We start from the raw sequence: 20,674 nt of genomic DNA, 5'->3' as shown, positions 1-20,674 counted from the left end.
TGTTTCGCCACCCACCCCGGTCGGGCTGCACGCCGTGACCGGGGTGGTTTCGTGTCTGAGGGCCGGCGACGTCGGCGGTGCCTGGTGGCTGATCTCTGAAAGTCTTGCGGACTTCTTCCAGCCTGTTTAACAGGGGAAATCCATCGACCATCCAAACTATCTCTGGTGCTCAGAGGGTGCGCGCTGGTAACTTCCTCGCAACCTTTGCTGCAAGGGCTTGCAACACCTTTCGCGTTGTTGCGCCGGGCCGAGCCCGACGCGGGGTGTCAGGAGAGCCATGGAACATCGTTCGACGAGCCGTACGGGCACACGCGGTCGATGGCGGGGACGGTGGGGCATTCTCACCCTCGCCGTCGGCCTCGTCGTCAGCCTGCTGCCCGTGACCCCGGCCGCCGCCGCCAACACCGTCACCGTCTACTACCAGCCACCGGCCGCCTGGGGCGCCTCGGTCAACGTTCACTACGGCATCGACGGTGCCGCCTGGACCGCCGTGCCCGGCGTAGCCATGGAGGCCGCCTGCACCGGCTGGCGGCGCAAGAGCATCGACCTGGGTGCCGCCACCGGCCTACAGGTGGTCTTCACCAACGGCACGGGAACCTGGGACAACAACAACGGGGCCAACTACCGGCTCGGCACCGGCTCGGTGACCGTCTCCGGCGGGCGGATCGGCAGCGGCGACCCGTGCGCCGCAAGCAGCCCTTCGCCGACACCGAGCGGTACCCCCGGCGGGGCGACCGCCGAGGTCTACTACCGGCTCACCACCCGTGGCTGGAGCGCCGCGAACATCCACTACCGCCCGACCGGCGGCGCCTGGACGACCGTGCCGGGGGCGGCCATGGAGGTGGCCTGCGCCGGGTGGGCCCGCAAGGTGGTCGACCTGGGAACGGCCGGTGGCCTCACCGCGGCCTTCAACAACGGCGCCGGCCAGTGGGACAACAACAACGGCGCGGACTACGCGATCGGCGTCGGCCGCAGCACCGTCTCCGGCGGCGTGGTCACGCCGGCCGCGGCCGACCCGTGCGGGCCGCCCGCCCCACCGGACACCACCGCGCCGTCCGTCCCGACCGGGCTCACCGCCACGGTGGACAACGTCCAGGTCACCCTGACGTGGACGGCGTCGACCGACGACCGGGCGGTGACCGGGTACGAGGTGACCCGCACCGGCGGCACGACGGAACCGGTGACGGTGACCACCACCGGCACCCGCCACGTGGCCAACGGCCTGTCGCCGCGTACCGCGTACCGCTTCACGGTGCGGGCGCGCGACGAGGCCGGCAACCGGTCGGCGGCGAGCGACCCGGTCACCGCGACCACCGGCGACGCGCCACCCGCGCCGGCCGGCGGCACCCCGCTCGGCGGTGACCCCCGCGAGGACACCATCTACTTTGTCATGACCGCCCGGTTCGCCGACGGCGACCCGAGCAACAACCGGGGCGGCAGCCAGCACGTGCGCTCCGGCAACGCGGCGGGCGACGACCCGATGTTCCGGGGCGACTTCCAGGGGCTGATCGACAAGCTCGACTACATCAAGGCGCTCGGTTTCTCCGCCATCTGGATCACCCCGGTGGTGCTCAACCGCTCCGACTACGACTTCCACGGCTACCACGGCTGGGACTTCCACCGGGTCGACCCGCGTCTGGAGAGCCCCGGCGCGAGCTACCAGGAACTGATCAACGCCGCGCACGGCAAGGGCATCAAGATCTTCCAGGACGTGGTCTACAACCACAGCTCACGGTGGGGCGCCAAGGGCCTGTTCACCCCCACCGTGTACGGCGTCCGCGACGAACAGTGGAAGTGGTACTACGACCAGCCGCAGGCCGGCCGCGAGTACGACCCGATGGACGAACACGACGGTGCCGACCCCGCGCTGACCGCCGCCCAGAACGCCCAGGCCAAGGGCCGCCCGTACAACGGTGACCTGTGGTCGTCGTCGGCCCCCGAGGGCAACCGCTGTCTGCGGTGGGGCACCCCGAACGGCGCGTACAGCCGGGAGGGCTACACCGTTCACCACTGCCAGTGGCCCGTCCCGACCAGCGGCCTGTTCCCGGCCGACCTGTACCACCAGTGCTGGATCGGCAACTGGGAGGGCGAGGACTCGCGCAGTTGCTGGCTGCACGAGGACCTGGCCGACTTCAACACCGAGAACGCCCAGGTGCAGCAGTACCTGATCGACGTCTACAACAAGTTCATCGACATGGGCGTGGACGGCTTCCGGATCGACACCGCCGTACACATTCCCCGGGTCACCTGGAACCGCCGGTTCCTGCCCGCGATCCAGCAGCACGCGGTGGCCCGGCACGGCGAGAAGGGCAAGGACTTCTACGTCTTCGGTGAGGTGGCCGCGTTCGTCAACGACAAGTGGAACCGTGGCTCGGTCAACCACTCCGCGCAGTTCTTCACCTGGAAAGAACGCCGCGACTACAGCCCCGACGACGTCCGCGCCGCGATCGAGCAGTACGAGTACGAGCAACTGCTCGGCACCGGCAACCAGCCGACCAGTGACAACGCCTTTCTGCGCGGCAACGACTACCACACGCCCGACCATTCGCGCTTCTCCGGCATGAACGTCATCGACATGCGGATGCACATGAACTTCGGCGACGCGAACAACGCCTTCGGCAACGGGCGGGACTCCGACGACAGCTACAACGACGCCACCTACAACGTGGTCTATGTCGACAGTCACGACTACGGGCCGAACAAGTCCTCGGTGCGCTACACCGGCGGCACCGACGCGTGGGCGGAGAACATGAGCCTGATGTGGACGTTCCGGGGCATCCCGACGCTCTACTACGGCTCCGAGATCGAGTTCCAGAAGGGCGCGCCGATCGACTGCGGCCCGAGCTGCCCGCTGGCCACCACGGGCCGGGCCTACTACGGCGGTCATCTGGCCGGCAGCGTCACCGCCGCCGACTTCGGCGTGGTCGCCAGCGCCTCCGGCACGGTCGCCCAGACCCTGGACAAGCCGCTGGTCAAGCACGTGCAGCGGCTCAACCAGATCCGTCGGGCCATCCCCGCGCTACAGAAGGGGCAGTACTCGACCGAGGGGATCAGCGGTAACCAGATGGCGTACAAGCGCCGGTTCACCGGGGGCGGGGTGGACAGCTTCGCGCTGGTCACCGTCTCCGGCAGCGCCACCTTCAGCGGCGTACCCCACGGCACCTACACCGACGCGGTGACCGGGGACGTCAAGGTCGTCACGAACGGCACGCTGACCGCTTCGGTCAGCGGGAAGGGCAACCTGCGGGTGTACGTACTCAGCCTGCCCGACAACCCGGCCCCCGGGAAGATCGGTGAGACCGGCCCGTACCTGAGATGATCCTCGGCGCGTGAAACGCAGGGGCGGGGGCGGCATCCACGATGCCGCCCCCGTCCTGCCGGTGTCACCGGGCGGTACGCCGCTGCGTCACGTACCCGTGCCGGGCGTCACTTGCCGGCGGTGTCGTCCTGACCGCCCTTGTCGCCGGGGCCGCCGAAGACGCCGGCCTCGACGGCCGCGGTGATCGCGTCGGCCTGCTCCTGGGTGAGCTTGCCCTCCTCGACCGCCTTGGCGAGCCGCTCGGCCAAGGCCTCCTTGCGGTCCTCGGGGGAACCCTGCGGCCCACGGCCGCCGCCACGCTGGTGCTCGCCACCGCGCCCCTCGGGGCGCTCACCGTTCGGCTTGCCCTGCGGCTTGTGCTGCTCGCGCAGCTTCTCCAGGGCGGCGGTCACCTGGTCGGTGGAGACGCCCAGTTCCTTGGCGAGGGCCTCGGCGAACGCCTCCCGCTGCGCCCCGCGTTCGGGCCGCTGGTCGTCCTGCTGGGTGGCGTCGGCGCTCGCGCTGGCGCTCGGGGTCTTGTCGTCGGCGAGCGCCACGGTGGGAGCGGCGATCCCCACGCCGAGCACACCCGCGGCGGCCAGGCCAGCCAGCAGGTGCTTCTTCGAAATGGTGCGGGACATCAGTCCTCCAACTCGTCGGTGATGCGATGACGTGACCGACAGTGACGAGGCTGGCTGGGGGCGACCCGTGGCGAACCTGTCAGGGAGCTGGCAATCCGAGCCACGAACCGGACATCGGGGCAGTTCCGGCTCGCCCGGGCGGCGGCCGTGGGGCGAGCGGCTCAGCGGACGGCCGGGGCGACGGTCAGGATGCCGGCGTCGGCGTCGAGGGTGGCCCGCGTGCCCACCGGCACGGTGAGCTGCTCGGGGCCGTGACCGATCGGCAGCCCGCCGAGCACCGGCACGCCCAGGTCGCCGAGCCGCTCGGTGAGCACGTCGGCGACCCCCACCTCCCAGCCGTCCGCGCAGTCGGTGAACTGACCCACCGCCACCCCGGCCAGCCCGTCCAGCGCACCGGCGCGGCGCAGTTGGGTCAGCATCCGGTCGACCTTGTACGGCGGCTCCTGCACGTCCTCCAACAGCAGCACCGCCCCGGTCAGGTCGGGCATGTCCGCGGTGCCCAGCGAGGCCACGATCAGGCAGAGGTTGCCACCCAGCAGCCGACCCACCGCCCGCCCCGGCACCCGTACCGCGAAGGTCTCCTCGCGCTCGACGGCGGGTACGGTGACCGGCTCGGTGGTGGTCAACGCGGCGTGCAGCGACGCGGCGGAGGCCAGCGGGGTCCGTTCGTCCCGCCAGGCCGCCCCGGGTCCGTGCACCCCGGCCAGCCGGGCACCGCGCCACAGCGCCAGTTGCAGGGCGGTGATGTCGGAGAAGCCGGCGACCACCTTCGGGTTCCGGCGTACCGCCGCCATGTCGATCGCGTCCACCACCCGTTGGGCGCCGTAACCGCCTCGGGTGCAGATCACGCCGCGTACCTGCGGGTCGGCGAAGGCGGTGTTCAGGTCGGCCGCGCGCAGCGCGTCGGCGCCGGCCAGGTAGCCGTGCCGGGCGTACACGTGGGGGGCGAGCACCGGCCGCAGGCCCCAGCCGGTGAGCAGCTCGATTCCCCGGGCCACCCGCTCCGGGCGGGTCGGACCGGAGGGCGAAACCAGCATGACCGTGTCGCCCTCGCGCAGTGCCGGCGGGCGTACGACGTGGTCAGGTGCGGTGTGGTCGGACACAGCCGGAGAGCCTAGTCCCGCGCGCGGACCCGGTCGGCCGGACCGGATAGCCTCGACGGCGTGGCAACCGCGCTGGTGATCGAGAACGACCCGACCGACGACGCGCGACGGCTGGGGGAGTGGCTGACCGAGGCGGGTCTCGACCTGTCCGTGACCCGCCCGCATGCCGGCGACGAACTTCCCGCCGACCTGGTGGGCTACGCCGCGCTGGTGGTACTCGGCGGCGACCAGCAGGCGTACCCGGCCTCCGACGGGGAGCCGGGGGCATCCTGGTTTCCCGCCGTGGAGGGACTGCTACGCAAGGCGGTCCGGCACCGGCTGCCGACCCTGGGCGTCTGCCTTGGCGCGCAACTGCTCGCCACAGCCCACGCCGGCACCGTCGAACGCAGCCCGTCCGGCCCCGAGGTCGGTCCCGCCGTGGTCGGCCGGCGCGACGCCGCCGAAACCGACCCGCTGTTCCGGTACGTGCCGCTGATCCCGGACGTGCTGCAGTGGCACGCCGACGAGATCACCGAGCTGCCCGCCGGAGCCACCCTGCTGGCCGCCTCCACCCGCTACCCGAACCAGGCGTTCCGCCTCGGCGACCGGGCCTGGGGTCTCCAGTTCCACATCGAGTGCGACACCGCGATGATCGCCGACTGGGCCACCGACTCGGCGCTGCTGGCCGAGCTGGGCTACGACCCGGATCTGGTGGTGTCCGCCTGCAACGCGGTGATGGTCGACGTCGAGGAGGTCTGGCAGCCGTTCGCCGCCCGGTTCGCCGCGCTGGCCCTCGGCGAGTTGGACGACGACGGGCCGCGCCGCAGCCTGCCGCTGCTCGGGCACTGATGGGCCGGCCGACCAGCGCCACCGGCCGGCTCGCCCGGTACGGCTTCGACGTCACCGACTCCGACGGCGGCACGCGCGCCGCTGACCTGCTCGGCCCGGCCGGGCTGGACCTGTGGCGACCGCAGACCCAGGAACCCACCGGCGACGCGGCCCAGGAACTGCTCACCGCGCTGTCCCGGGCCGCCGACCCCGACCTGGCGCTGCGGCAGCTGCACCGGCTGGTCGAGGCGGAGCGCCGCGTCCAGGCCGGCCCGAACGGCACATCCGGTACCGCCACCGGTGGCATCGGGGCGGGCTCGGCGGTGCTCACCGCCCTGCACGACGACCCGGGACTGCGCCGCCGGCTGATCGCCGTGCTGGGCGCCTCGTCGGCGTTGGGTGATCATCTCGTCGCCAACCCCGACCAGTGGCCGGTGCTGCGTACCGAGCCGGACGGGCTCGCCCCGGCGGCCGACGGGCGGCTCGACGTGACCGGCGACGGCAACCCGGTGGCGATGCTGCGCCGGGCGTACCGGCTGTCGTTGTTGCGGATCGCGGCGGCCGACCTGACCGGCGGGCGTGGCCTCGAACAGACGATGGCCGCACTGTCCGCGCTGGCCGACGCCACCCTCTCGGCCGCCTACGGCATCGCCGTGGGCGAGTTGCCCGAGGGCACCCGGGCACCCCGGCTGGCCGTGGTGGCGATGGGCAAGTGCGGCGGCGGCGAACTGAACTACGTCTCCGACGTGGACGTGATCTTCGTGGCGGCCGAGGACGACGACCTCACCACGGCCACCACCGTGGCCACCCGACTGATCCACATCTGCGGGCTGGTGGCCTGGCCGGTCGACGCCGCGCTGCGTCCCGAGGGCAACCGGGGTCCGCTGGTACGCACCCTGGCCAGCCACCTGGCGTACTACCGGCGCTGGGCGCGCACCTGGGAGTTCCAGGCCCTGCTCAAGGCCCGCCCGGCCGCCGGTGACCTGGCGCTGGGCCAGGAGTGGATCGACGCCCTGGCGCCGCTGCTCTGGCAGGCGGCCGAGCGCCCCGAGGCGGTCGAGGACGTCCGGGCCATGCGCCGGAAGATCATCGACCACATCCCGCCGAAGGAGCTGGAACGCGAGATCAAGCGCGGTCCCGGCGGGCTGCGCGACATCGAGTTCGCGGTGCAGCTGCTCCAACTGGTGCACGGGCGCGGCGACGAGACGTTGCGGGCACCCGGCACCATCCCCGCCCTGCGGGCGCTGGTCACCGGGGGCTACGTCGGCCGGGCCGACGGGGAGGCGCTGCTGCGCGGCTACCGCTTCCTGCGCGGCGTCGAACACCGCCTGCAACTTCAGGGTCTGCGGCGTACCCACACGGTGCCCACCGATCCGGGCGCGTTGCGCTGGCTGGCCACCGCCCTCGGCTACACCGCCACCCCCGGGCGCAGCGCCGTCGAGGAGTTCCGCGCCGAGTGGGTCACCCACGCCACCGAGGTACGCCGGCTGCACGCCAAACTGCTCTACCGCCCGCTGCTGGAGTCGGTGGCCCGGGTACCCGCCGACGGTCTGCGGCTGACCCCGGAGGCGGCCCGCAACCGGTTGGAGATCCTCGGCTTCGCCGACCCGGCCGGGGCGCTGCGTCACCTCCAGGCCCTCACCGGCGGGGTGAGCCGCACCGCCGCCATCCAGCGCACCCTGCTGCCGGTGCTGCTCAGCGAGTTCGCCGACGCCCCCGAACCGGACCGGGGCCTGCTCAACTACCGCCAGGTCTCCGACTCCCTCGGCAGCACCCCCTGGTATCTACGCCTGCTGCGCGACTCCGGGCCGGTGGCCCGGCGGCTGGCCCGGGTGCTCTCCTCCTCCCGGTACGTCGCCGACCTGCTCACCCGCGAGCCGGAGGCGCTGCGCCTGCTGGCCGAGGAGAGCGAACTGAGCCCTCGGCCCCGCGAGGTGCTCTGCGACGGCTTCACCGCCGCCGCGGCCCGGCACACCGACCCGGTCGAGGCCACCCGGGCGGTACGCGCGCTGCGCCGCCGGGAACTGCTCCGCCTCGCCTGCACCGACGTGCTCAGCCGGGCCGGTTCGCTGGCACCGTCGCGTCCGGACGGTGACCGCGCGACACCCGGCCTGGCCGACGTCACGGCGGTCGGCACCGCCCTCTCCGACGTCACCGACGCCACCCTCGCCGCCGCGCTGCGCACCGCCCGCGCCGCCCAGGCACCGATGCCCGGACTGAAGTTCGCGGTGATCGGGATGGGTCGGCTCGGCGGGTACGAGTCGAACTACCTCTCCGACGCCGACGTGCTGTTCGTCTACGAGCCGCCGGAAGGGGTCAGCGAGAGCGCCGCCAGCGCCGCCGCCCAGGCCATCGCCGAGGAACTGCGCCGGCTGCTCGGCATGCCCGCGCCCGACCCGCCGCTCGGCGTCGACGCCGACCTGCGTCCCGAGGGCCGGCAGGGGCCGCTGGTCCGTAGCCTGGCCGCCTATCAGCAGTACTACGCCCGCTGGTCGCGGGTGTGGGAGGCGCAGGCGCTGCTGCGCGCCCGGTGCGTCTGCGGCGACGCCGACCTGGGCACCCGGTTCGAGCAGATGGTCGACCCGGTCCGGTATCCGGCCGACGGGCTGACCCGGGAACAGATCATCGAGATCCGCCGGATCAAGGCGCGGGTGGAGACCGAGCGGCTGCCCCGGGGCGCGGACCCGGCCACCCACACCAAGCTGGGGCGGGGTGGCCTGGCCGACGTCGAGTGGGCGGTGCAACTGCTCCAGCTGCGGCACGCCGGGGCGTACCCGGTGCTGCGCGGTACCCGTACCCTCGACGCGCTCACCGCCGCCCGCGACGCGGGCCTGGTGGACCCGGCGGACGCCGAGGCGATGATGGCCGGCTGGACCCTGGCGGCGCAGGTCCGCAACGCGCTGATGCTGGTCCGGGGCCGGGCCGGCGACCAACTGCCCCGACACGGGGTGGAACTGGCCGGGGTGGTCCGCCTGCTCGGCGCCGACGACCCGGGCGAGTTCCTCGACGAGTACCTGCGCACCGCCCGCCGCTCCCGCGCCGCCGCCGAACGCGTGCTGGAGATGTAAGGAAGGGCACCTTATTAACGCCTGCGGTAGAGCAAGGGCCCCTTGTTAACGCGCCGGTGCCGGTCTGTACTGCCGCACGCGGGCGTTGCCGTCGCTCAGGGCGGCGAGACGTCGCCGGCTCAGCTGCCGAGGGTGTACGTGCCGGCACGCGGCACGGTGACCGTCGTCCAGTCCCCGTCGGCGGAGACACCCGCACCGCCGGAGACGGTCAACCAGCGGCTGTGCCGGACCCGGACCGGCACCGTGGCGGCACCGGTGGTGCGGAAGGTGACCGAGGCGCCGTCCGCACTGAGCAGTTCGCCGGGGGCACCGACCAGTGGCCTCGGGTCGGTCACCGCGTACAGCCGCCAGTGCCGGTCGGCCCAGACCTCGGTCAGGTACGGCAGGCCCGCGTCGACCAGCTCCGCCTCCGCCCGGCCGACCCAGGACAGCGGGACGTCGGGCAGCGCGACGTACTGCACCGCGTTGGCGTCCAGCCAGGCCCGGTAGCTGCTCGCGGTCAACGGCACACCGGTGCCGGCCGCACCGGGCACCGTGGTGAAAAACAGCGGGTTGCGGTCGATGTCGGCCTGCCGCAGCCAACCCCGGGCCAGCGGCACGTCGCCGAGTCGGGCCGCCTCCCAGTAGTTGCGGGTCGGCGGCACCTCCAACCGGCCGGTGAGCCCGCGCCGGTCCAGTTCGGCCCGCAGCGGCGCGAAGTAGCCCGGATCGCTGGTCGGGTCACCGATGCTGCGCAGGTCGGCGGGGACCACCGGCGGCTGCCACCAACACACCGCCGCCAGCAGCGCGGCCACCGCGACCGACCCGGACCTCCGCCGCCAGCCCGGGCCGACGCGTCCGATCGCGCCGTCGCGGGACGGCCGCACCGGGTCGCCGGGGCGCCGCGTCGGCGACGACACACGGGCCAGCCAGGCGGGGCGACGGACCGTGGCGGCCAGCACGGGCAGCGCGAACATGGTGGCCAGCCGGGTGGCGTTCAGCCCGACCGGAGTGTGCACCAGCGCCGCCGTGACCACCCCGCCGGCCGCCAGCAGCGCGCCGATCCGCACCGGCCGGTACCCGACCAGCGCGGCCGCCAGCAGGGCGGTCACCGCCGCCCGGATCGTGTCGGTACGACTGATGTTCATCCAACCGCCGTCGCCGAACAGCAGCGCGGTCACGCCCAACGGCAGGGCGGCGGCCAGGGCGAGGGTCAGCCCGTCGGCGTACCGGCGGGACAGCAGCAGGGCGACCCCGGCGAGACCGACGAAGAGGCCCGCCACCGGGCTGGTCGCCGACGCCAGCGCCGCGCCCACCCCGGCCAGCACGACCGGCAGCCGCCCGCCCGGGCGGGTTGCCCCGGCTAACGCGGGTCGCCAGGTGAGGGCGAGGAGGGCGGCCAGGCCGAAGGCCACCCCGAGGCCGTACGTCACCCGGCCGGAAACCAGGTTGCCGGCGATGGTGGCCACCCCGACCAGGCTGCCGAGCAGCGGCCGGGGCACCCGGGTCCGTACCAGCAGCGCGGCGAACAGGGTCGCCGCCGCGACCAGGCCGACGACACCGGTGAGGCGTACCCCGAGCAGGGCCATCACCGGCTGGGCGAGCAGGCTGTAGCCGAACTGCTGGACTCCGCCGTACCAGCGCAGGTCGACCGGGGTCGGGCCGTGCGCGGCGAAGAAGTCGGCCCGGGCCACCTGCGCCGCCAGGTCCGAGCCCATCACCGGGAGGATGAGGTACGCCACACCGAGCGCCCCGGCGGACGCGGTGGCCAGCGCCACCACCCGACTGCCCCGCATGCCCACCTCCGTACCGCGCTCACGGTACTGGCAGCATGGCGGGCGTGCCCCATCACCTCGTGCGCTGGACTGGACTAGCCGGATCGATCATGTTGGCGGTGGCCGCCTTCCTCGGCGGCGCCCTACCCGACGGAGACCTGCGACCCAACCCGGTGAAGATCTGGCTCGGTACGAACGGACCACTGATCATCGGGTTGTGGCTGTTCGGCACCATCGCCATGGCGGTGGCCTGGTGGGTGGTGCGTGACCGGGTGCCCTCGGTCCGATGGGCGCTGGTCACCGCCGGGCTGTGGATCCTGCCGTTCCTGGTCACACCGCCGCTGGGCAGCCGCGACGCGTACGCCTACGCCTGCCAGGGGGCCAGCTACTCCAACGGCATCAACCCGTACGAGTACGGGGTCTCCGCCCTGCCCTGCCCCTGGCTGGACACCATGTCGTACATCTGGCGGGACACCCCGGCGCCGTACGGTCCACTGTTCGTGGTGATCTCCGGTGCGGTGGTGGCCGTGACCGGCTCGCTGCTCGGCAGCATCGCGCTGTTCCGGGTGCTCGCGGTGGCCGGCGTGGTGCTCACCGCGGCCTGCCTGCCGGTGCTGGCCCGCCGCTGCGGCGTACCGGTCGAGCGGGCCCTCTGGCTGGCCCTGGCCAGCCCGCTGGTGGGCGTGCACCTGATCTCCGGGGTACACAACGACGCGATGATGGTCGGGCTGCTGGTGGCCGGACTGGCCATCGTGGTCACCTGGCCGGGTCGCAGGTGGCTGCTGCTGGCCGGCGGCGTGGTGCTCGGCCTGGCCGCCGGCGTCAAGGTGACCGCACTGGTGGTGGTCCCGTTCGCGGCGCTCGCCGCGATCACCGGCGGCTTCTCCCTGCGCGGGCTGCTGCGCGACGGTACGCCGGTGGTCGGCGGCGCGGTGGCCACCCTGATCGGGGTTACCCTCGCCGCCGGGCTGGACCTGGGCTGGATCACCGGCCTGTCGCACGGCAACGAGGTGATCGCCTGGACCTCGCCGCCGACCGCCGTCGGGCAGACCATCGGCTACCTGGTACTGCCCTTCGGACTGCACATCGACGCGCTGCCGGTGACCCGGGCGATCGGCATGGTGGTGCTGGCGGCGCTGCTGGTCTGGCTCTGGTTCCGGGCCCGGCACCGGGAGCCGCTGTGGCACGCCGCCCTGGCGCTGACCGCCACGGTGGCGCTGGCCCCGCTGTTCCACCCGTGGTACTGGTTCTGGCCGCTGGCCCTGCTCGCCGCCACCGCCCACCGCACCTGGTGGTTCAGCGCGGTGACGGTGTTCTCCGCGTTCCACGTACTGGCCGACGGCACCGGGCTGCCCCGGCACACCAAGACGATCGGTGCGCCGCTGATGACACTGTTCGTGATCGTGGTGGCGGTCCGCTTGGTACGGTCGGCTCGGGTGGCTCGCCGCCCCGTTCCCGCCGACTGAGGAGAGGTACGCCGGTGACCGACCCCGGCGCCGCCCGCTCCGACCGGGCCTCCGCCACCGGCTCCGAAGCCGGCTCCGACCGGGCCTCCGTCACCGGCTCAGACCCGGCCTCCGAAGCCGGCTCCGCCCCGGCCTCGGTCACCGGCTCAGACCCGGCCTCCGACGCCCGCGCCGAGGCTCGGGCGGTCACCGGCCGTGATTCCCGTCCGGTGACCACCCGGGACCGGATCGTCCGCTGGATCGGCCTGGCCGGAGCGCTGCTGCTGGCCATCGCCGGTTTCCTGGGCGGTGCGTTACCCGACGAGACCACCATCCGCGTCTGGGACTCCGACGACGGTCCGCTGACCGTGGTGCTCTGGCTGGCGGGCACCGCCGCCATGGTCGGTGCCTGGTGGGCACTGCGCGACGGCGCCCCGTCGGCCCGGTGGGCGTACCGCACCGCCGGGCTGTGGGCGCTGCCGCTGCTGTCCACCGCCCCGCTGGGTAGCCGCGACGTCTACTCGTACGCCTGTCAGGGCTGGGTGTACGCCGACGGCGCTGATCCGTACGCCATCGGGGTGGCTGCGGCCGGCTGCCCCTGGCTGGACGCGGTCGCGCCGGTCTGGCGGGACACCCCCGCCCCGTACGGCCCGTTCTTCGTGCTGCTCGCCGCCCTGGCCGTGCTGCTCGGCGGTGGCCTGGTCGGCACGGTGGCGCTGCTGCGGCTGCTGGCGGTGGCCGGATTGCTGGTGGCGGCGCTCTGCCTGCCCGGCCTGGCCCGGGCGGCCGGCGTGCCGGCCCGGCGGGCAACCTGGCTGCTGCTGGCCTCCCCGCTGGTCGGCGTGCACCTGGTCGCCGGCGCGCACAACGACGCGGTGATGCTCGGCCTGCTCCTGCCCGGCCTGCTGCTCCTGGTCCGCCGTCCGGACCGGCCGGCGACTACCCCAGGCCAACTGCCGTCAGGCCGGACTGCTGCTCCGCGTTGGCTGCGGTCAGGCCGGACCGCTCCGAGTGGGCTGCCGTCGGGCCGGACCGCTTCGGGCCAGCTGCCGTCGGGCCGGTTCGCGGCGCTGGCGGCCGCCCGGCTGCTGGTGGCCGGGGCGCTGCTCGGGCTGGCGGTGTCGGTGAAGGCCACCGCCGTGGTGGTGCTGCCGTTCGCGGCGCTGCTGGCGGTACGCGGCCGACCCACCTTGCCGTCGTTGTCGCGCGACGGTGGCCTCCTCGCCGTCGGGGTGGTCGGCGCTCTGGTGCTGACCTCGCTGCTCTCCGGCCTCGGGCTGGGCTGGATAGGCGGGCTGGGCAGCAGCGGCGACACCGTGCAGTGGACCTCGCCGCCGACGGCGGTCGGCATGGTCGTCGACTACGCCGGCGAGTTGGCCGGCCGGCACCTTGGCGCGGTGCCGGTGGCCCGTGTCGTCGGGTTGGTCCTGCTGGCCGGCTTCCTGGTGCTGCTCTGGTGGCGGACCTGGTCCGCGCTGCGCACCGTGGACCCCGCCGAGTCGATGTCCGTCACCGACCCGACGCGCACGTTGGACTCGGCCGAGCCGAGCCGCGCGTTGGACTCGGCCGAGCCGAGCCGCGCGTTGGACTCGGCCGAGCCGAGGCACGCTTTGCACTCGGTCGAGCCGACGGGCACGCCAGGTGGGGTCGGGTGGCCAAGCGGCCCGCCGGCAGCCGAGCGGCGCAGTAGGCCGACGCTGCTCGGGGCCGGGGTGGCGCTGGCCGCCACGGTGATTCTCGCGCCGGTGTTCCACCCCTGGTACGTGACCTGGCCGCTGGCGGTGCTCGCGGTGGCGGCAACCCGGACCTGCTGGTTCGTGCTGCCCAGCGCGCTGGCCGCCTTCCTCACCCTGCCCGACGGCACCAACCTGGCCCGGCTGGTGAAGGCCCCAGGTGCGGTGGCGATGACCCTGCTGCTGGTCGGCCTGGTGATCTGGGCCCTGCCCCGGCTACACCGCATCCGCTTCGACTGAGCCTGGTCGAACCAGCGCCGACTCCTGTCCGCCTGCCCCACCCCACGGCCGGGCGCAGGGCCGGAAGCCCTGGCCGGCCTGATCGGCACCCGACCGACCACGCGCTGGCCTCGGCGCGGTCGGTCAGGTGACGCCGTTCAGCGGTGGGCGCCGCAGGTCGGACAGGGCGCGACGGGCTCGGGCACGACCTGCCGGCGGCGCAACGCCACAGCCGCCGGCAGTAGGGCCGCCCCGAGCAGGCCGACGGTGATGGCGGTGGCGACCATGGTCGGGTAGGTCGGGCGGGTGGCAGCGCTGGCGAGGCCGTCCACCGCACCGGCAAGCGGGTGCACGTTGAGCAGGCCAACCGGGGTGAGCAGGACCATCACCGTCCACCAGCCCCGCCTGTCGCGGCGGATGCCCAGCCCGACGGCGAGCAGCAGGGCGACCGCCAGCAGCGCCCCGCCGGCGGCCGGCAACACCTGCTCAGCGGTCCAGTTGTACCAGCCCCAGTACGCGCCTGGCCGGTTCCAGAAGGCGTCGAGGCTGGCACCGGCGAGCGCCGCCGTGATCGGCAGGACGCGGGCCGCCAGCGGCAGGCGGCCGTCGACCGCGAGCGCCAGCACTCCGAGTACGACCGGCGGAAGCAGCACGTACAGCGGCGGTCGGGGCACGTCGATGACCAGACTCACCAACGGCGTGGTCGCGGTCAGCAGCATCGCCGCGGCGACCGCCGCCCGGGTCGGCCGGCCGGGTGCGACCAGGGTGAGCAGGGCGGCCAGCAGCCAGGCGAACCAGGCGACCGCGCCGATCGAGACGAACGGCCCGAAGGCCGGGACGCCGGCTCCGGCGGGCGGCGACTGCCATTCGAGGACCGCCCAGAAGCCGGCCAGGAAGGTGGCGGTGGTCAGGGCGAGGAGCGCGGCGAGGCGTACCCCGGGGAGGAGATCGTTGGCGCCGGCGGCCCGGAGCCGCTGACGGAGGCCACCGCGCACCAGGTCGGCGACGTCCGCCGGGGAGGGCCAACGTCGTCCCGGGCCGGCCAGGTCGAGGTACGTGCCGACGATCTCCTCGCTGCGCTCCCGGCGATAGTTCGCCGGGTACGCCCACAGCAGCCGCCGGTAGCGACGCTCCAGTCTGTTCATGCCAGCCCTCCGGCGGTTCGCGGCGCCAGTGGCTGCACCCGGCGGGCGCGTAGGCGCGCGGTGGCCGCCTCGACGTTGCGTCGTAGCCGTTCGGTCTCGGCCGCGAGCGTGGCGTCCCCGCTCGGGGAGAGGCGGTAGTAGCGGCGTAGCCGCCCGTCGACGGTCTCCTCCCGATCCAGTTCGACCAGGCCGGCGTCGGTGAGCCGGTCCAGCGCACCGTAGAGGGTGCCGGGGCGCAGCGAGAGCCGTCCGTCGGAGAGACCGACGACCTCGCCGATGATCGCGTAACCGTGCATCGGCTCACGGGCCAGCGCGGTGAGGATCAGGAAGGTTGGTTCGCGCAACGGCGTATCCACCCACCCAATATACCGCCCACGAAGGTATCCCCGCCCCCCATCGCCCGGTTGATCAAGAAGTTTGCGTCAGCGTCAGCCGGGATCCTGACGCAAACCTCTTGATCAACTCGGCGAGTGGGGGTGGGGTGGGTGGGGTGGGAAGTGGTCGGGCCGGCTCCGCGGGTGCGGAGCCGGCCCGAGTTGTGCTGATCGTGGATCAGCAGTCGAAGTACATGGCGAACTCGTGCGGGGTCGGGCGCAGGCGCACCGGGTCGACCTCGTTGGCCCGCTTCCAGTCGATCCAGGTGGAGATCAGGTCGGGGGTGAAGACGCCACCGTCGAGCAGGTAGTCGTGGTCGGACTCAAGCGAGTCGAGCACGGCCGGCAGCGAGCCCGGCACCTGCTTGACGTCGCCCCACTCCTCCGGCGGGAGGTCGTAGAGGTCCTTGTCGATCGGAGCCGGCGGCTCCATCTTGTTCTTGATGCCGTCCAGGCCGGCCATCAGCATCGCCGAGAAGGCGAGGTAGACGTTGGCCGACGGGTCCGGCACCCGGAACTCGACCCGCTTGGCCTTGGCGTTGCTGCCGGTGACCGGGATGCGGGTGCAGGCGGAGCGGTTGCGCTGCGAGTAGACCAGGTTGACCGGCGCCTCGTAGCCCGGCACCAGGCGACGGTACGAGTTGACCGTCGGGTTGGTGAAGGCCAGCAGCGACGGGGCGTGGTGCAGCAGGCCGCCGATGTACCAGCGGGCGGTCTCCGACAGGCCGGCGTAGCCGGTCTCGTCGTAGAACAGCGGCTCACCGTTGAGCCAGAGGCTCTGGTGGGTGTGCATGCCGGAGCCGTTGTCGCCGAAGAGCGGCTTCGGCATGAAGGTCGCGGTCTTGCCGGCGGCCCAGGCGGTGTTCTTGACGATGTACTTGAACAGCTGGAGCTGGTCACCGGCGTGCAGCAGGGTGGAGAACTTGTAGTTGATCTCCGCCTGGCCGGCGGTGCCGACCTCGTGGTGCGAGCGCTCGACGGTGAAGCCGGTGTCGATCAGCTTGCGGACGATCTGGTCGCGCAGGTCGGCGTAGTGGTCGACCGGCGGCACCGGGAAGTACCCGCCCTTGTACGCGGTCTTGTAGCCCCGGTTGCCGCCCTCTTCCTCGCGGCCGGTGTTCCAGGCGCCCTCGATCGAGTCGATGTAGTAGAAGGCCTGGTGGGCGGAGGTCTCGTGGCGGATCGAGTCGAAGATGTAGAACTCCGCCTCGGGGCCGAAGTACGCGGTGTCCGCGATGCCACTGGCGGCGAGGTACGCCTCGGCCTTCTTCGCCACGTTCCGCGGGTCACGGGAGTACGCCTCACGCGTGAACGGGTCGTGGATGAAGAAGTTCAGCGCGAGGGTCTTCTGCGCGCGGAAGGGGTCGATGAAGGCGGTGGCGACGTCCGGGAGCAGGAGCATGTCCGACTCGTGGATCGCCTGGAAACCACGGATCGACGATCCGTCGAAAGCGAGACCGTCGGTGAAGAAGCTTTCGTCGACCGACTCCACCGGCAGATTGAAGTGCTGCATCACGCCGGGCAGGTCACAGAAACGTACGTCGACGAACTTCACGTCCTCGTTCTTGAGGTATCGCAGGAGTTCCTCGGGATTGGCGAACACTCGTCCTCCTGGCACGTCCACGGTTAGCTAGGCTCCTGGCGACGCTATGGCCGTGCGGTTGCCCGGCCATGTCTCCAGTGTTTCTGCCGTGTTACGTCCCTCGCGGTGTGTCACGGCAAACAGGGTGTGGACGCCGTGACCGGAGAGACTGGTCCGGCTGTGTCAGTCTAGTGAAACTTCCTGCTATTGGTCCGTTTCGACACCACGCGTCGGACCTGCGCCGGCCCGGTGCTGCCGCCCTGAGTAGTCTTGCCCGCTGTGACCACCCAGCCGCACCGCCCGACACCGCCCGCCGTCGACCCCGACTTCACCCCGGCCGACCTCGGGCGCCGGTTCGGAGCGCTGCTCATCGACTGGGTGCTCTGCCTGCTCGCGGCCGGCCTGTTCGCCACCCCGGCGCGCGACGCCTGGGCGCCGGTCGTCGTGCTGATCGTGGAGTACGCGATCTTCCTCGGCCTGTTCGCGCAGACTCCCGGCATGTACCTGACCCGGATCCGCTGCGTGGACTGGACCGACGGTGGCCGAATCGGCGTGCTCCGGGCCCTCCTGCGTGGCGTGCTCCTGGCCCTGGTCGTACCCGCCCTGCTGATGGACCAGCACCGCCGCGGCCTACACGACCGCCTCACCAACTCGGTAATCACCCCAACCCCCCGCTGACCACCCCTCTCCCGACCCGACTCCACCCGCGATCATGCACTTTCCGACCCGGCAAAGGCCGCATTTCCCGCACAACGGCGACCACAAGTGCATGATCGCCGAGGGCGTGCGAGGGCGTGCGAGGGCGTGCGAGGGCGTGCGAGGGCGTGCGAGGGCGTGCGTGCGTGGTGGGGTGGGTCAGCGGCCGCGCATCTGGCGGAAGGCGCCGCGGGGTGGGCGGAGGTTCTTCGGGACGGCGCCCTTGGGGAGCTGCGGTCGGGCGGTGAGGGCCTTGAGGCGCTTGTCCAGGGAGTTGACGTCCTTGCCGTTGAGGTTGCGGGGCAGCCGCATCAGCGTCATCCGCAGCTTGCGGATCGGCAGCTCGCCCTCCTCCTGACCGATCACGTAGTCGTAGAGCGGGGCGTTGCCGATCACCTTGGCGAGCCGGCGCTTCTCCTGGCCGAGCAGGTTGCGGATCCGCTGCGGGTTGCCCTCCGCCAGCAGGATCACGCCGGGTCGCCCGATGACCAGGTGGACCATGTCCATCTGGGTGGTCGAGCTGACCGCAGGGGAGACCCGCCAGTCGCCACGCATGCTCTCGATGATCTGCGCGGCGGCACCCGGCTGGCCCTCGGCGGCGTTCATCATCGCCCGGTTGGACCGCAGGTTGAGCACGATCAGCAGGCAGAGCAGGGCGAACAGGATGCCCAGCGGCAGCCACAGCCAGCCCCAGCGCACGACCGCGACCACGGTCAGCGCGAGTGGGATCAGCACCGCGCCGGTGGCCAGCGGCGCGAACCACTTGTCCTGCTTGGCGGTGAACCGGAACACCAACCCGATCTGCTTCAACCGCTGGCCGAACGAGACCTTCTCCTGGGGCTTTGCCATGCCGACAAGTCTAGTGGTCGCGCGCTGGGCCGTTGATCCCCGGCCGGTCCTGCCCGTCGACCTCGCGGCGGGCCGGCGGCGGTAAGCGAGGCGGCCGCGCTCGCCGACGGGCGCGGCGCGGTGCCGCTCGGCGACGCGGACCTCGGCCAGCGCCCCGGCGACCCAGGTCAGGTGCGGGGGAGGTACACGCGCCAGCCGTCGAGCCTGAGCAGGGTGAGTGTGCCGGACGCGGCGTGCAGCCGCTCGTCCAGGCGGGCCGCGAGCGGGGAGTCGTCGGGCGCGACCCAGGCCGCCCCGGCCGACGCTGCCACCGCCCGACGGTACGGCTGGTAGCGGTCGTGGCCCGGGTTCAGGTCATCGTCGACGACGGCACAGACCACCTCCTCGACACTGGCGAAGGTGAGCCGGTTACAGGTCCAGTAGGTGGCGTAGACGTGCCGTACGCCCCGCTCGCGCAGCGCGGCGACCAGCGCGTCGTGGCGTTTCTCGGCGGCCTGGGCGGCCGGGGCGGCGCCGATCGCGCCGGCCGTGGCGACGGCGGCGGTGCCGAGGGTGGCCACGAGGACCCCGACCGCCGCGATCCGCGCCAGCACGGTGGTGGTGCGCCCCGGCCGGTTCGCCCGTCGGCGGGCCGCCGTCCACAGCGGCCACAGCAGCACCGGTACGGAGATCAGCAGGCAGGAGAGGTACCGGGAACTCTCCACCGGCGTCCGCCCGGCGGCGCTGCTGACCGTGTACGCCGCCACGGTCGCCACCGCCGCCACGACGAGCGCGAGCGCCACCGCCGCCCCGACCCGTACCGCCCCGGCGTCGGCGCCGACAGACCTTCGCGTCGACACCGACCCGGCCAGCCCTGACACCGACCCGGCCGACACCGACGCCGATCCGGCCGACACCGACCCGGCCGACACCGACGTTCGCGTTGTCGGCACCGGGCCCGCGCCATCACCTCGGCCTGCGGGCGGGGCGGGGAAGGCGGGTGGCTGGCGGAGGGTGCGCCAGGCGGTCAGGGCGGCGCCGAGCAGCAGGACCGGGAGTGCCGCTGCCCACCAGAGCTGCCAGCCGGCACAGCGGCCCGGGTCGCAGAAGCCCATGCCGAGCGCGGGACCGAGCACCAGCCCGCCGTACAGCCGGTCGGCCCATCCGGCGGCCTGGTCGGCGCCGCTGGCGGTGAGCACCGCGGCGAGCGGGTTGCGGCCCGCCAGCAGGCTGTCCACCAGCAGCGGCGCCGCGCCGACCAGGGCACCGAACCCGAGCAGCATCCCGGCGCCACCGCGCAGGTCACGCCAGCAGAACGCCACCAGCACCAGCCCGGTGGCCCCCACGTACGGCAGCACCAGCGGATCGACCCAGACCATCAGCCCGGCGACGAAACCCCAGGCCGCCCAGCGGGGCAGCCGCCGACCGGGCCGCCGGGCCGCCAGGTCGTACGTCAGCAGGGCCAGGGCCACCCCGGCCACGTTCATCTCCGGGTACCCGCCACCGGCGATCAGCTGGTTCTTGACGATCCGGTCCGAGCCGAGGGCGAGCAGGGCGACCACCAGCAGGGCGAACCAGTGGTCCCCGGTCAACCGCAGCGTCAACCGCCAACTCAGCAGGACGAACAGCGCGTACATCGCCAGGGTGGGTAGCCGCAGGGCGAACGTGGTCGGACCGGCCACGGCGAACAGCGGCGCGGCCAGCCACGCCTCAAGGGTGCCCATGTACGACTGGCCGTAGAACCAGATGGGGAACTCCTGGCCGCGCGAGATGTGCAGGGCGGCCAGGCCCATGGTGGCCTCGTCGCTGTTGGTGGGCGGCGCGGCGAACAGCATCAGGCCGAGGCGGTAACCCACTCCGGCGAGGAACGCGAGCACGGTGAGCAGCACGGGCAGCCGGGAGCCGTGCCGCCGCAGCGAGTCGGGCAGCGTACGTAGGGCCGCCGGCAGCGCGCGTAGCGCGGGATGTGGCTCTCGGCGTA

General features: G+C 72.9%; 14 protein-coding genes. 6 read left to right on the top strand and 8 right to left on the bottom strand.

The genetic code is table 11. The features are described from left to right. Positions 1-277: 277 nt before the first annotated feature. On the top strand, positions 278-3,319 hold the full coding sequence (locus E0H26_RS27310) for a carbohydrate binding domain-containing protein (RefSeq protein ID WP_131308972.1): 3,042 nt from the start codon (positions 278-280) through the stop codon (positions 3,317-3,319). Between the two features lie 107 nt (positions 3,320-3,426). Here the strand turns inward: E0H26_RS27310 and E0H26_RS27305 are convergent, their stop codons facing one another. Together E0H26_RS27305 and E0H26_RS27300 are read right to left on the bottom strand one after the other, a co-directional pair. Beyond that, complete coding sequence (locus tag E0H26_RS27305; protein WP_131308969.1) at positions 3,427-3,939, bottom strand: hypothetical protein; 513 nt, start codon at positions 3,937-3,939, stop codon at positions 3,427-3,429. A gap of 161 nt (positions 3,940-4,100) precedes the next feature. After that, positions 4,101-4,976 carry a S66 peptidase family protein gene (locus tag E0H26_RS27300; protein WP_131309018.1) on the bottom strand — a complete coding sequence of 292 codons (876 nt, stop codon included), beginning with the start codon at positions 4,974-4,976 and terminating at the stop codon, positions 4,101-4,103. A gap of 126 nt (positions 4,977-5,102) precedes the next feature. On the opposite strand from E0H26_RS27300, the gene E0H26_RS27295 reads away from it, so the two are divergent. Beyond that, positions 5,103-5,870: a type 1 glutamine amidotransferase gene (locus E0H26_RS27295; RefSeq protein WP_131308966.1), complete on the top strand. Its 768-nt coding sequence runs from the start codon at positions 5,103-5,105 to the stop codon at positions 5,868-5,870. Further along, complete coding sequence (locus tag E0H26_RS27290) at positions 5,870-8,917, top strand: bifunctional [glutamine synthetase] adenylyltransferase/[glutamine synthetase]-adenylyl-L-tyrosine phosphorylase (protein WP_131308963.1); 3,048 nt, start codon at positions 5,870-5,872, stop codon at positions 8,915-8,917. The genes E0H26_RS27295 and E0H26_RS27290 overlap by 1 nt, the downstream gene beginning before the upstream one ends. A 119-nt stretch (positions 8,918-9,036) precedes the next feature. On the opposite strand, the gene E0H26_RS27285 is transcribed toward E0H26_RS27290, so the two are convergent. Continuing rightward, positions 9,037-10,692: a hypothetical protein gene (locus E0H26_RS27285; protein ID WP_131308960.1), complete on the bottom strand. Its 1,656-nt coding sequence runs from the start codon at positions 10,690-10,692 to the stop codon at positions 9,037-9,039. A 44-nt stretch (positions 10,693-10,736) separates the two neighbouring features. Between E0H26_RS27285 and mptB (E0H26_RS27280) the strand changes: the two genes are divergently transcribed. Both mptB (E0H26_RS27280) and mptB (E0H26_RS30185) read left to right on the top strand, forming a co-directional pair. Continuing rightward, a complete protein-coding gene (gene mptB, locus E0H26_RS27280; protein ID WP_206025392.1) occupies positions 10,737-12,137 on the top strand; it encodes a polyprenol phosphomannose-dependent alpha 1,6 mannosyltransferase MptB in 1,401 nt (466 codons plus the stop codon). Between the two features lie 209 nt (positions 12,138-12,346). After that, positions 12,347-14,089 (top strand): polyprenol phosphomannose-dependent alpha 1,6 mannosyltransferase MptB, encoded by a 1,743-nt coding sequence (mptB, locus tag E0H26_RS30185; RefSeq protein ID WP_240742416.1) that lies wholly within the window; start codon positions 12,347-12,349, stop codon positions 14,087-14,089. Between the two features lie 137 nt (positions 14,090-14,226). On the opposite strand, the gene E0H26_RS27265 is transcribed toward mptB (E0H26_RS30185), so the two are convergent. The 3 genes from E0H26_RS27265 to glnA all read right to left on the bottom strand — a co-directional run bounded on the left by E0H26_RS27265 (position 14,227) and on the right by glnA (position 17,190). Next, positions 14,227-15,213, bottom strand: coding sequence for a hypothetical protein (locus tag E0H26_RS27265; protein WP_131308954.1), 987 nt, complete (start codon positions 15,211-15,213; stop codon positions 14,227-14,229). Continuing rightward, positions 15,210-15,569, bottom strand: a complete 360-nt coding sequence (locus E0H26_RS27260) for a PadR family transcriptional regulator (protein WP_131308951.1) — start codon at positions 15,567-15,569, stop codon at positions 15,210-15,212. Before E0H26_RS27260 ends, E0H26_RS27265 begins: the two co-directional genes overlap by 4 nt. A gap of 196 nt (positions 15,570-15,765) precedes the next feature. Next, the gene (gene glnA, locus E0H26_RS27255) at positions 15,766-17,190 is read right to left on the bottom strand and encodes a type I glutamate--ammonia ligase (protein WP_131308948.1); all 1,425 of its coding nucleotides are present in this window, start codon (positions 17,188-17,190) and stop codon (positions 15,766-15,768) included. 258 nt (positions 17,191-17,448) lie between these two features. Between glnA and E0H26_RS27250 the strand changes: the two genes are divergently transcribed. Next, entirely contained in the window at positions 17,449-17,847 is a 399-nt protein-coding gene (locus E0H26_RS27250) for an RDD family protein (protein WP_131308945.1), read from the top strand. A gap of 177 nt (positions 17,848-18,024) precedes the next feature. Here the strand turns inward: E0H26_RS27250 and E0H26_RS27245 are convergent, their stop codons facing one another. Both E0H26_RS27245 and E0H26_RS27240 read right to left on the bottom strand, forming a co-directional pair. Further along, complete coding sequence (locus tag E0H26_RS27245) at positions 18,025-18,714, bottom strand: DUF4191 domain-containing protein (protein WP_131308942.1); 690 nt, start codon at positions 18,712-18,714, stop codon at positions 18,025-18,027. Positions 18,715-18,881: 167 nt separating this feature from the next. Next, a complete protein-coding gene (locus E0H26_RS27240) occupies positions 18,882-20,642 on the bottom strand; it encodes a hypothetical protein (RefSeq protein WP_131309016.1) in 1,761 nt (586 codons plus the stop codon). Between the last annotated feature and the right edge of the window lie 32 nt (positions 20,643-20,674).

This window comes from Micromonospora zingiberis, from assembly GCF_004331455.1.
GTDB classification, from domain to species: Bacteria; Actinomycetota; Actinomycetes; order Mycobacteriales; family Micromonosporaceae; genus Micromonospora; species Micromonospora zingiberis.
The sequence above is the reverse complement of the archived record's forward strand: the minus strand, read 5'-3'. Positions and strand labels throughout refer to the sequence as shown.

Bases quoted from the DNA above. Each gene is read 5' to 3' on its own strand.
- E0H26_RS27310 (WP_131308972.1), top strand. From the start codon at position 278: ATGGAACATCGTTCGACGAGCCGTACGGGCACACGCGGTCGATGGCGG.
- E0H26_RS27305 (WP_131308969.1), bottom strand. From the start codon at position 3,939: ATGTCCCGCACCATTTCGAAGAAGCACCTGCTGGCTGGCCTGGCCGCC.
- E0H26_RS27300 (WP_131309018.1), bottom strand. From the start codon at position 4,976: ATGCTGGTTTCGCCCTCCGGTCCGACCCGCCCGGAGCGGGTGGCCCGG.
- E0H26_RS27290 (WP_131308963.1), top strand. From the start codon at position 5,870: ATGGGCCGGCCGACCAGCGCCACCGGCCGGCTCGCCCGGTACGGCTTC.
- E0H26_RS27285 (WP_131308960.1), bottom strand. From the start codon at position 10,692: ATGCGGGGCAGTCGGGTGGTGGCGCTGGCCACCGCGTCCGCCGGGGCG.
- E0H26_RS27265 (WP_131308954.1), bottom strand. From the start codon at position 15,213: ATGAACAGACTGGAGCGTCGCTACCGGCGGCTGCTGTGGGCGTACCCG.
- E0H26_RS27245 (WP_131308942.1), bottom strand. From the start codon at position 18,714: ATGGCAAAGCCCCAGGAGAAGGTCTCGTTCGGCCAGCGGTTGAAGCAG.